Genomic DNA, 12299 nt, shown 5'->3' with positions numbered 1-12299 from the left:
TGTGATTTAGATATTTTAAAAACTTTTTCTGGGAGTGTGAGTGTTAGCTCTGATAAATTAGAAAAAGAACTCTTTCTATTCCAGTGGTCTAAGGTGTAAATTCTCCAGTAATAAGTGCCTTCTTTGAAATTTATAAGCTCATATTCATTTATTTTTAAAGTCTCACTTACAATTAGACTCTTCATTTCTCTATCTTGATAAATTTCTAAGTAATACTCTTTTGTATCTGGGACTTCGTCCCAACGAATTATGGCAGATGTTGCTTCCTCACTTGCAGATACCGAGGGGATGAGAATATTAAAAATGCTTGTGAACAAGTTTCTAAATACTTTTAGAATACTATTTATTTTTAATTCTATCTGAAGACTATCCTTAAGCTTTGGAGCTAGAGGTGGAGGAGTAGGGCTTATTGTTACTTGCTGAGGTTCTCCGTAGTATGGCTTCTTTCCTTGAACAATGATTTTGGTTCTCCAGAAATAAGTACCGATATCAGGGATACTTGTTTTCAAATAGTTCGTATTCACTTGTTTGGATATTGATGTATCTGTAAAGCTACTATCTTTTGAAAGTTCGAAAACGTATTTAATCTTCTTTTCATTTTTAGTTCTTAAGTCTTTCCATTTGAATTCTACTTTTTTACTAGGTTTGTTAATTACTAATTTTGATCCGGCTTCTGGAATAGTGTTAGACTTATATAGATTAATATCGACAGAGAATGGAGTTGTATATTTTGTATTTCTCCCTAGACTATCAATTGAGCGTACTCGCCAAAAATATTTTCCAGAATTTTTGAATTCGATGCGTATAATATTTTTCGTCACATTTTTACTAATAATCTTCTTTGTGAAGTTAACATCTTTTGATAATTCAAAGAAATAGTCTGAAGTGTTATTTCTACTCCATCTAAAAACAGCTTTTGAATTAGGGAAGACAATCACTTCATCGTTATTGAGAGGAAGGATTAACTTAGGAGCACTAGGTAATGCTGGTTTTTTTATTGTAAATACTCTTTCTTTTGACCATTTTGATTTAGGGGAGTTGTAAGGTCTAATCTTCCATTTATATATACCTTCATTCAAAGACTGGATTTTGATACTTTTACTTTTGATAATTGAATTTTTTCCATTTAAAGAGAGCTCAAATTCTGAGAAGTAGGGATCAATCCAACTAAAGTGTACTGTTGGAGCTTTATCCTTATATATAATTATTTCTTCATGTTTAGGTGAGTTTTGATGTGTTGATAACGCTGGAATTACTTTAAATGATTGAGTGATACTTTTAGAGTACTGGCCATTAATTCTCCAGTAGTATTTTCCTGGAGTTAACTTCGTTGTATATGATTTAGAGTTAATCTTTGTCGAATGGAGTATTTTTCTAAATGTGTATTCTTTTGAGATTTGTATTATTCCATTTGTGATTTTATCCCAGTCGAATTTGATTTTATTTTCTGTAGCTGATAAGAAGATTTTATCTCCCTGTCTTGGATAGATGAGATTTACGGGTGACTTATTAATAATTATTTCATTGTCCACATCGGACGTAATTATATGTCCCTTTTCTAAGCTTACTGACTTCGTACTCCTCTTAACTTCAACCTTACCCTCTAATATAGAAACAGATGAACTTTTTTTACCTTTTGATATTTGAATTTTGGCATTCTTACTATTTAAATGAATAACTTCATTACCTAGGTTTAATTTAAAATCTTTTGTAGAGTTGTTTAGCTCTGCAACGATAAAGCCTTTTTCTACTTGAATCTCTTTATTTTTTGAAAATTGTGATAGGGATAAAAGAGTATTTTCAGCAATATTTAATTTAGGACCATTAATAATACTGATCTGAGCATCAGAGTTTTCGTGAGTATAAACTTTATCATTTTCATCAAGTTTATCTCCACTATGTGAGTTCCCCCAGAATAGGCTACTTCCCTTTCTTACTTTTACAGTATTTGTTTTGGATATTACTTCAGCAATAGATATTTGTTCTGAAAACCTTGAGACTATCTGATCAGAAACAAGAAAGTATGTACTTATAATAAAGCACAGAAAAGAAAATGGTATAAGATAGAAATCTAGCTTCTTATAATTCATTTCTTGTTAAGGAGGTTTTGCCCGCCTTTAATTTTTCATAACTTAGGTAGATAATCATAGATGTAATTCTAATGTAGTGAGGCCAATTTGAGTAGAAGGGTAGTTTTTCCTCTCAAGGTAAAATTGATCATGATAATGGTTGGGCTATTAATAAGCTCAATATCTTTCTATGCAATATTTGCTTTAAATTTATTCGAAAAAGATAAGTCTGCTTATATTTATGGTAATAGTAATGAGGCGAACATTTCCTTCAGTCAAAGTGCTATTAATTACCTAAATTCTTCCTTTGAGAGATTGCATATCTTGAGTTTTATCCCAACTCATCAACTTAAAGATGTTCTGTCAAATTACTCAGATGTTTACCATCTCGAAATAAAGTCATCTTCTGATGATAAAAATACGTTTTATAATTTAAATCAAATAGAGAAAGATGGTATTTCAAAAGATGAATATAAAACAATTGTTGATAGCTTCGATACAGGTAGCTTAAATGGATTTAAAATATTTAAAGATGAAATGATATCATTTTTAATCTTAAAATATGAGAATATTCAAAAAGGTGTAACTCTCACTATTTCATTAAGTACAGAAGAGCTAGATAGAATTCTTATGTCATTCTCTCAATATAAGTCTAATATTTATAATTTAGATGGTTCTCTTTTTTATAGTAAAGATGAGAATACGACCTCTTATATAACAGATATAAATAAAAGTAAGCTTGATGAAGCGACAATTGATGTTGATAGTGAGAACCCTAGGATATTATCATTTAAAATTGATTCAAAATATAATTTAATATTCACGACAGAAATATTGAAAAGTGAAGCCTATAAAGTAAATGATTACCTCATTGGGAAGTCTAAAGTTTTTGGATTAGTTATCCTTTCTTTATCAATATTTATTGCCTTACTTTTTTCTAGATCTCTAACTCAATCATTAGAAAAGCTTTATAATTTTACTCTCTCTATATCAAAAGGGGAGTTTAATCAAAATGTCGAAATTAAGTCTAGAGATGAGATTGGTGCACTTGGTGATTCTATAAACTTTATGAGTAAAGAGATTGTACGCTACATGAGTGAAATGAAAGAGAAGGCTCGTCTTGAAAATGAAATAGAAACAGCTCGCTATGTCCAATCGACATACTTTCCAGAAGAACTTATAGAAAGTCATAATCATTCAATAGCCTCATTCTATAAACCAGCAAGTGAGTGTGGTGGTGACTGGTGGGGATTTATCGAAAATGAAGATAGGTTATGTATTGTTATAACAGATGCTACAGGTCATGGAGTTCCTGCGGCGCTATTAACAGCTACTGCTCATTGTTGTATCGAAAATTTGAAACAAGTTGGAGGAGATGATTTAAAGTCACCTGCAAAAATTTTAGAGTTTATGAACTCATCTATTCAATGTTTGGATGGAAAGATGCTTATGACTGCTTTTTGTTGTGTTTTAGATAAAGAGTCTGGTCGGGCCTTCTATTCAAATGCTTCACATAACCCACCACTATATCGTGGAGTGATTTATGATGAAACCAAAAAGAATAATTTTAAGCCTTTATTAGGAAAAACTGGGCCAAGACTCGGACATAAAGAATTTGGAAACTATGTAGATGAAAGTATTCCACTGAATGAAATAGAGAGGATCCTATTTTTTACTGACGGTATTCTTGAATCAAAAAATAGTGAGAATAAGGAATATGGGCAGAGAAGGTTCCTAAAGTCCCTTAATAAATATGGGATGAGAAATAATAAGGGATTTATTGATAGTATAGTTGAGGAATCATTTTTGTTTTATGGAGATTGTCCTATTGATGACGATGTTACTCTTTTGAGTGTCTCTATGAAAAATAGTGGAGAATTGAAGATGGTTGATTTAAATAATAAAGAAATAGAGAAAAAGATTAAAGAGAATATAAGTTTTAGTTCAGATATTTTTATTCGAGATACTCCTATAAATAAAGATGGTTCTTTTTATCTATCGAGCAAGTCAGACCAAGAAAATATAGAAATCCTAATGAATAATCCTAAAATAAATCATTTGGTTGGGGCAAATTCAGCGAATATAGTCGAAGAACTTTTGCTCAATATAAATAACTATAAAAGAAATATGTCTCTTGGAGAATATTTAGATGAATATAGATTTCACACAACTAATGTTCACTCTAAAGAAGATTTTGATAAAATAAATAACTTATTGGGTACTCTAGATGTTGATGGCTACTTTGAGAGCCCTATTGATTATTTAAAAATTATTAGTAATGAGCTTCTCACAAATGCTATTTATCATTCTGGAGAAGGGGATGTCTTTACTGAACGATCTTCAATGCAAAGAAAGAGTACACCTGTGTTAACAGACTTAGAGTCTGTGGATTATACATTGGCAGTTGGGCACGAGAATATTGCAATTTGTGTTACAGATTTTACCGGCAAACTCTCAAGAGATATCATTATAGAAAACCTGGAGAGAAGTTTCAGGGAAAGAGAGCATCAGAGTAAGAATGGAGGAGCTGGATTAGGATTGTTTCTAGCTTTTTCTTACGCAAATCAATTGATTGTAAGGACAACTCCAGGAAAGTGTACTGAGGTCATTTGCATAATTGAAAAGAATAAAAGATTTAAAATGTATAAAGAAAGAATAACATCATTTCACTATTTTGAAGAAAAGGACGTTGTATGAGTGAAGGATTAAAAATAAACACTGGTAATGAAAATGGAAACTTAGTTGTTACATTTTCAGGTTTAATAGATGAGGACTCTAATTTTAGCTCTCTCGAAAATAAGTTAATTGGTAATGTCATTTTTGATTTCGAAGAAGTTTCTCTTATTAATTCTTGTGGAATTAGGGAATGGGTAACCTTTTTAGAGTCAGTAGATAAAGGTGTAACTTTAACTTATAGAAATTGTCGACAGATAATAATTGAGCAAGTCAACATGGTTCATGGCTTTATTAGAGATGGTGCTCAAATTGAGTCTTTTTACGCTCCTTACTATTGTGAGGATTGTGATCAAGAGCATAAGATTCATTTAAATGTATCTGATGTCAAAGATGGTCAGGCTCCAGTATTAAAATGCCCAAAATGCAAAACTGCCGATCTAGAGTTTGATGCTATTGAAGAACAATACTTCCAATTTATAAAATAGAGAATGATATGAATAAGAAAAAATACTTAGATCATCTGTTTGAACCAATTGTTATTATAAACAATGAGAATGAAATTATTTATTATAATCATTTCTTTTCAACATTTACTGGTTTATCGCCTCGGAAAATTAAAAAAATAGAGGATGTGCACAGCCTTATGTCTTCAGTTGATAATAAAATAATTTTAAAAGAACAAGTTGATAAGGTTCGAGTTAATGGAGGAGTTTCTGTAAGTAAAGAAGGTCTAATCAGTTTTGTCGACTCTGAGGATGTCTTTAATTGCGTTATTAAGGTTAGCCAAGCTTCTGAGGATGAAGTTCTTATTTGTTTTAATGATCTCTCTATTGAAAAATCAATTTATGATAAGTACAGAAAGCAAGTTGAAGAGTTAAAAGTTTCATATAAGCAGCTTGTTCTGGCAGATAAATTAAAAAGTATTGGAGAGCTTTCCGCTGGTATTTCACATGAAATTAGTAATCCACTAACTATTGCATCAGGTAATACTGAAATTTTAGAAATTCTTTTAGAGTCGCAAGGTGAATTAAGCTCTAAAGACGATATATTTGAATCAATTTCAAACATTCAAAGTTCTCTTCTTAGAATTAATAAAATAACATTGAATATGAAAAAATTTGTTCATGAGGGAATTAAAAGCAAACAATTCGTCTCTGTTGATAGATTGATTCAATCGTCGGTGGCCCTCGTTACGCCTTCTTTTGAGAGACTTGGTATCACTCTTAGTTGTGAACAGTTTTCTGATATTTCTGCTTATGTGGACGAATTAGCTATTGAACAAGTATTAGTAAATCTTCTTAAGAACGCTCTGGATGCTGTAAGCTATTCTTCAAAGAAAATAAAAGAAGTCAAAGTCTTCACTTCTTTAGATTCTAGTAATAATTCTTTTTCTATCTTTATTCAAGACTCTGGGGATGGAATTCACGAGGAAGATGTAGATAAAATATTTAATCCTTTTTTTACAACAAAAGAATTAGGAGAGGGAACTGGAATGGGATTATCTCTTTCATCTCAAATTATTGAAGAGCATCAAGGTGAGATTTCTCTTTTTGAAAATAGCAAAGAAGGCTGTACATTCTCACTTACTCTACCTTCAGCTGAAATTAGTAATTATTTAGACCTTGAAACTCGTAATTCTAATCTCGAGGGAACAGAGAATATAAATGTATTAGTTCTTGATGAGGATTATACTAATTTAAATTTCTATACTTCTCTTAATGAGCAATATGGTGGTTCGTTCTTAGTTTCAAGGAGTATTTCAAAATCTATTCAGCTTTTTGAGTCTATAAATATTAATAAGGTCATTATTGGAGAATCTCTATTTAATAAAGAAAACATAAATTCAATATTAAGCTTAGCTGATGATATTGAAATATATGTATACAGTGAGTCTGACAATATCGATGGGGTTGATATTAGTGGTGTTATAAAAACTCCACCAAGTAAGAAGGATGTCTTTAATAAACTAGAACTTAATCTTGGAGATGAAGATGAAGACTAGTACAAAAACTACAGGGATAAAAAAGCCTAAATATAATGTTTTAGTAGTAGATGATGAAGAGAAGATTTGTAAAATTATTAAAATCTTCTTAGATATGTCATCTAGATTTAGTAATGTTGTGTTAGCAAAAGATGCTCTTGAAGCTATGATGAAACTTAATAATCAAGATTTTGATTTAATTATTGTTGATAAGTCTATGCCAAATCGTTCTGGGTTAGATTTTATTTTAAATTTAAAGAAGTCCTTCAGGCTAGGAAAGATTAAGGTATTGTTAATATCTGGTTGTCTCACGAAAGAAGATACTCTTCTGGCAATGAAGCTAGGTATAAAAGATATATTAATAAAGCCTTTCAATAGGCAGAGGTTGATGGAGAAGGTAAGTACTATTTTAAACTTTTAGTAACTCCAGCTAACGTTTAATCCTCCTCCATTATCTACAAAGATTGGAGAGAGGAAGTAAGGGCTACCACTTTTGTAGTTATAATAAGTCCCCCAGCCATAAGCAGCACCAATTGTTGCTCCAGCTATGACATCATGAAGATAGTGAAAATCATCGTTTATTCTACTAATTGATATAAAGCTAGCAATTGAGTAGGCTGCGCCTCCCCAGTACCAACCATGTCTTGCTGCTACAACTGAAGCAAATGCAAATGAGCCAGCAGAGTGACCCGATGGAAATGAAGAGTCGTCATCAGGATAGCCAGGCCTTCTTTCACTGACCAGTAGCTTTGTAAGCATGATTAGAGATGATGAATAGATAGAGGCCTTGGTCATATGCTCACCATTTTGAACACTTTTCTCATTCTGAAAATAGTATCCATGAGCCAGATACCCTATCGAATAAGTCACATTAAGTATTCCTCTCCCCATTATATCGCCAATGATTCCATATTTTCCAAATGGTTTAGCCTCTTTAAGAGATTCTCTTTTTCTATATGTCCTGTTTGATTTATTAGCATACACCATTAATGTTGATGCTAATCCACCCATTGTTATATATTTTGCATCTGTAGTAATAGGGCTGGTTAAGTCGTTATACCAACGCACCTCTTTAGATTGAATTTGAATTGATAAAGTAAAAAGAATTAATAATGAAAATATTTTCATAGAAGTATCCACCAGCTCAACATATATTCTTCGCTATCAATCTCAAACTCTATATTTCTAGATACGTCTTCTTCAATTGAATTAAAGTAAGATTCCCTTTCAAGGTAGCTAAATGTTAGTCCTTTATTTTTAGAGTATTTCCAGTTTGCCCTTGCGCCAATCTCTACAGCGTAACCTTTATCACTATTTCTTTCGAAGTACTTATTAGAGGTATTATAGTCTGTCATTGATGAGTATGATGAGAGCAGGTGTAATGAGAACTTTTCGAGAATTATGCCAGGATTAAATCTAAAACCTACTTCAGTGAAGCTTTCAATTGTATCTTCTGCTCCTGAGTCTAGAACAATTTCTTTTTTTCCGAAAAGTGTAGAGAAAATCTCACCGCTTACTTCGATATGTTTATGTTGATATAAATAGAGATAGCTTAGTTTTATTTCATTTCTACCATTGTAAAATTGATGAGCTTTCGGTTCCACTAACTTAGGTCTTAAGGAAGCAAATAGTGCATGATGAAAGTTTTCTCTAGGGTCATTAAACCAATAATAGGCTTTAAATGTGGGTTCACTTGCACCGTGACTATTATCTCTTTTGTCTTCTATATAACTTAAGTTTCCAGAGTAGGTTTCAGTATATTCCCCAGCGACAAGTACTTTAAACTCTATTTCATAGCTAAGTCTATCACTAAAGGCTTTTTGGTAATTGATAGTTTGAAGGTATCCTTCTTGATTGGTGAGATCTAAAAGTTGTGCATCTTTTTCATACGTTTTCTCTAGCGAATATAGGCCAGATGATAATGTAATTAAAGTTTGATCTTTTTTTAACTGAGGAAGAATACTTAAGTATTCAAAAGCATAGGAGTTACTAAATATTAAAAAAAGAAGGATAATTTTCATATAGTTATTATAGTAAGATAAGTATGATTTTTAAATGTATTAATTTACTTGGAGACTATTTGTGTTAATTAATTTTATTGATCCATGTAGTGTATTGAAGCTTATTAGATTCTGGCCTCCTTATTTTGGAGCAGGGATATACGTTAAGTCAGTAAATAAGGAGTTTACAGAAGTAGAAACTAGGATGAAGCTTCGTTTTTTCAATACAAATTACGTTGGAACTCATTTTGGCGGTTCTCTGTATTCTATGTGTGACCCCTTTTTAATGTTTATTCTTTTACACCATCTTAGAGATGAGCATATCGTTTGGGATAAAAGTGCTTCAATACAGTATCTTCGTCCGGCAAAAGGTGAGGTAAAAGCTTTATTTAAAGTAACTTCTAATGAGGTGGAGGAGATTAAGAAAAACTGCTTGAATAGCTTTAGTGTTGAGCCAAAGTACGAAATAGAAATTACTGATAGTGAGAATAAGGTCGTAGCGATAGTTTCAAAAACACTCTATGTCCGAAGAAAGGATGCCAAAAAATTATTTAAATCTAAGGAGAGTGTTTAGCTTTTTAGAAAAATTTTACTTTTATTTACCTAGTCGAGAACCTCATTGAGGAGTAATCTCGCTATATGTCTAGAAATATCGAAAAATCACTACTTTTAACCCTTGGTGCATTGGCTGCTTTTGGCCCAATGACTATTGATCTTTACCTCCCAGCATTTATAGAAATAGGTAAGGATCTCTTAGTTCCTACTGAGGATGTACAATATTCATTAACTTCCTTTCTTGCTGGCCTCTCAATTGGCCAACTAATATATGGACCCATTTCTGATCGCTACGGTAGAAAAAAACCTCTTCTGGCCGGAATTATAGTTTTTATATTTACATCTATCCTTATTTCATACGCTACAAGTTTAGAGTCGTTAATTGTATTAAGATTTGTTCAAGCTTTGGGCTCTTGTGTTGGAATGGTTATTACAAGAGCTATTATTAGAGATATGTTTGAACCAAGAGAGGCTGCAAAAGTCTTCTCTCTAGTGATATTAATTATGGGAGCTGCTCCTATAGTTGCACCTTTACTTGGAACTCAAATCCTACTTCTTTCTAATTGGAGAATGATATTTATTTTTCTAGCACTATTTGGCTTTTTAACATTGCTAGGTTCAATATATAAGATCCCTGAAACGTTGAAGAAAAGTATTCCTGTTAAGAAAGGCTTTTTTAATTACTTCCATTTATTAAAAGACAAACAATTTATGGTGGCCACTTTCGTTTGTGGAACTATATCTGCGGGAATGTTTTCATATATTGCTGGTTCTGCATTTGTTTTTCTAAATATTTTTAAAGTTTCAGCTACGACTTATCCTATCATTTTTGGATCTAATGCTTTGGCATTTATTATTTGCTCGCAAATAAATGCGAGGCTACTAAATACGCACTCTATTGATGCAATTCTACGTAAGGCAGTCGTTGTTGCATTTATAGCTGCTGCATTAACATTTCTGTCAATATTCTTTGAGTTAAGTCTTCCTTACTTTCTTGTTTCTTTATTGTGCACAATAGGAACGATCGGGTTTATCATGCCAAATATAACTGCTAAGGCCCTAGAGTTTCAGCAGGAGAGAGCTGCTGTGGCCTCTGCGATGATGGGAAGTATTCAGTTCTGCATATCTTCTTTAGGTTCGGTTATGGTTACTGTGTTTTCAAACGGTACCGCCTGGCCGATGGTCTTAACAATACTTATATTTAATTTACTTACATTTCTTCTATATTACATAGGCATTGAGCGTAAACCTTAATATTTTCTAAACTAGCAAGATAAGGTACTTTATCCTATTAGGTAGAAATATGACTTTATGGTAAAGTTATAGAGCTGTGGATTTTACTTTGAGGCCTTCTTGAAAGTACTTTTATTCTTACTGACATTTCTCTTTTCAACATATGTACACTCTAGCGTCAAAGTCGCTTTATTTGATATTGCACCTTTTAGTTACATTAACGACAAAGGTGAACTCGACGGAGTAGTATATAAACTTTGTAAAAAGATAGAGAAAGAATCAGGTCTTGAGTTTGACTATAGCCTTGTTCCATATGCGAGAGCAATTAAACTCCTAACTGACGGAGAAGTTGATCTCGCAGTCTTTTACCCGTCAACTAAGTATGAGGGACTCTTTGATAAGTTAGCTCCAACTCTTGGTAACTACAACTATCTAGTAAGTTTAAAAAATCTCTATATTAAATCTCTAAATGATATTGGAGAAAAAAAGATCGGACTAATTCGAGGGGCTAAATACTCTGAAGAGTTTGATAAAATGAAAAAGCCAGGAGTGGTTTTTCTACAGGATTACAGTAAAGTATTTAATATGCTCCTTTTAAATAGGATTGATATTGCTGTTATCTCTTCTGCTGCATTTGAGTACTTTCTTAGAGTTCAAAATATCAATGCTGAGGATAAACTTAATATTTATACAATAAATTTACAGCCAAACTGGATCCATATTAATAAAAAGCTAGACCCAAATATTAGAGAAAAGCTTAAAAAGGCTAATTCTTCAGTTATTAGAAGTGGTGGGTATAAAACCTTGGAAGAGCTTCTTTAGTTCTGCTAATCAATTAATTATTTAAAATCTAACATAACCCCTTGTATTTACATGTCTGTTAAGCTGTTTACTCAACTCTTAATATAAAATAGTATTGTTTTTAATTAGTTAATATGTTAATTATATAGTTAACATATTAACCAAGGTACGTAATGAGTAGATTAAAATTTGAAGATAGAGACATGAATATAATTGCGAAAATGTCTAGAACCATTAAAAGCCTAGAGAAAATGGTGTCTGTCTCCATGGAGGAGTTCTCTTTAACTAAGCCTCAGCTGGATGTCCTTGTAGTTATAAAGTTTTCTTCTCATGATGCGCTAAAAGCTACAGAAATAGCAGAAGAGCTCTTTGTATCAAAAGCAAATATTTCTGGACTGATCTCAAGATTAGAGTCCGCTGGTTTTATAGAGAGGGCCGTTGATCCAGATGACTCTCGAGCAAAGAAGTTAACTTTATCAAGTAAAGCAAATGATGTTTTAGATAAAGTTCTTCCTAAATATATAACAATGACAAATAAAATAATGTCTAAATTTTCGGAAGAAGAGAAAACAATACTCGTAGGACAATTAGAATATATTGAATCTTCTATGAGTAGGGGGGGAATACATGAGGAAAAATAGTTTATTTGTGACACTAGTTATGTTGATGACGAGCTCAGTGTCTGCTGAGATAGTAAATTTAAATGAAAAGAAAGTTATCGAAATGGCATTAGAAAGAAATGAATCTATGGGCATATCTCAAGCTGAAATAGAGATCGCTCAATCGAAGATAGATGCCTCTGTTTCAAACCTTTTTCCTACCTTCTCTTTGCAGGCTCAAATTAGAAAGTCGAGTGGTAAGGGGAGTGTTCTTCCATATGGTTATCAGTGGAATGAGAGTGGTTCTGTGGGGATTACACAGCCTCTTTATACTTTTGGAAGAATAAGTAGTGGGATTGATATTGCTAAGGCCAGTAAAGAAATT

At 32.2% G+C, this 12299-nt stretch carries 12 protein-coding genes; 9 read left to right on the top strand and 3 right to left on the bottom strand.

Annotation, left to right across the window (positions count from 1 at the left end; translation table 11 throughout):
• On the bottom strand, positions 1 to 2090 hold a 2090-nt coding region (locus tag ABX784_RS11965), incomplete at its 3' end, for a FecR domain-containing protein (protein ID WP_372655278.1).
• 303 nt (positions 2091 to 2393) lie between these two features.
• On the opposite strand from ABX784_RS11965, the gene ABX784_RS11960 reads away from it, so the two are divergent.
• From ABX784_RS11960 to ABX784_RS11945, 4 genes are read left to right on the top strand one after another with little or no spacing between them, the layout of a single operon-like run.
• On the top strand, positions 2394 to 4766 hold the full coding sequence (locus ABX784_RS11960) for a SpoIIE family protein phosphatase (protein ID WP_372655277.1): 2373 nt from the start codon (positions 2394 to 2396) through the stop codon (positions 4764 to 4766).
• Positions 4763 to 5230 carry a hypothetical protein gene (locus ABX784_RS11955; RefSeq protein ID WP_372655276.1) on the top strand — a complete coding sequence of 156 codons (468 nt, stop codon included), beginning with the start codon at positions 4763 to 4765 and terminating at the stop codon, positions 5228 to 5230. Before ABX784_RS11960 ends, ABX784_RS11955 begins: the two co-directional genes overlap by 4 nt.
• An 8-nt stretch (positions 5231 to 5238) precedes the next feature.
• Positions 5239 to 6747: an ATP-binding protein gene (locus tag ABX784_RS11950; RefSeq protein ID WP_372655275.1), complete on the top strand. Its 1509-nt coding sequence runs from the start codon at positions 5239 to 5241 to the stop codon at positions 6745 to 6747.
• Positions 6737 to 7147 carry a response regulator gene (locus ABX784_RS11945; RefSeq protein ID WP_372655274.1) on the top strand — a complete coding sequence of 137 codons (411 nt, stop codon included), beginning with the start codon at positions 6737 to 6739 and terminating at the stop codon, positions 7145 to 7147. The genes ABX784_RS11950 and ABX784_RS11945 overlap by 11 nt, the downstream gene beginning before the upstream one ends.
• Here ABX784_RS11945 and ABX784_RS11940 read toward each other — a convergent pair.
• Both ABX784_RS11940 and ABX784_RS11935 read right to left on the bottom strand, forming a co-directional pair.
• Entirely contained in the window at positions 7144 to 7854 is a 711-nt protein-coding gene (locus ABX784_RS11940) for a phosphatase PAP2 family protein (protein ID WP_372655273.1), read from the bottom strand. The two genes, ABX784_RS11945 and ABX784_RS11940, sit on opposite strands and share 4 nt — an antisense overlap.
• On the bottom strand, positions 7851 to 8747 hold the full coding sequence (locus tag ABX784_RS11935) for a hypothetical protein (protein ID WP_372655272.1): 897 nt from the start codon (positions 8745 to 8747) through the stop codon (positions 7851 to 7853). Before ABX784_RS11935 ends, ABX784_RS11940 begins: the two co-directional genes overlap by 4 nt.
• Before the next feature lie 61 nt (positions 8748 to 8808).
• On the opposite strand from ABX784_RS11935, the gene ABX784_RS11930 reads away from it, so the two are divergent.
• The 5 genes from ABX784_RS11930 to ABX784_RS11910 all read left to right on the top strand — a co-directional run.
• Positions 8809 to 9300: a DUF4442 domain-containing protein gene (locus tag ABX784_RS11930; RefSeq protein ID WP_372655271.1), complete on the top strand. Its 492-nt coding sequence runs from the start codon at positions 8809 to 8811 to the stop codon at positions 9298 to 9300.
• A gap of 65 nt (positions 9301 to 9365) precedes the next feature.
• Positions 9366 to 10535, top strand: a complete 1170-nt coding sequence (locus ABX784_RS11925; protein ID WP_372655270.1) for a multidrug effflux MFS transporter — start codon at positions 9366 to 9368, stop codon at positions 10533 to 10535.
• A 99-nt stretch (positions 10536 to 10634) separates the two neighbouring features.
• Positions 10635 to 11336 (top strand): substrate-binding periplasmic protein, encoded by a 702-nt coding sequence (locus ABX784_RS11920; RefSeq protein ID WP_372655269.1) that lies wholly within the window; start codon positions 10635 to 10637, stop codon positions 11334 to 11336.
• A 152-nt stretch (positions 11337 to 11488) separates the two neighbouring features.
• Positions 11489 to 11956, top strand: coding sequence for a MarR family winged helix-turn-helix transcriptional regulator (locus tag ABX784_RS11915; protein WP_372655268.1), 468 nt, complete (start codon positions 11489 to 11491; stop codon positions 11954 to 11956).
• Positions 11943 to 12299 (top strand): TolC family protein (locus ABX784_RS11910; protein ID WP_372655267.1); only part of this gene is annotated, 357 nt, incomplete at its 3' end. The genes ABX784_RS11915 and ABX784_RS11910, both read left to right, overlap by 14 nt.

The organism is Halobacteriovorax sp. (assembly GCF_041587335.1).
Classification (GTDB): domain Bacteria; phylum Bdellovibrionota; class Bacteriovoracia; order Bacteriovoracales; family Bacteriovoracaceae; genus Halobacteriovorax.
This window is presented reverse-complemented; position numbering and strand designations above follow the sequence as displayed.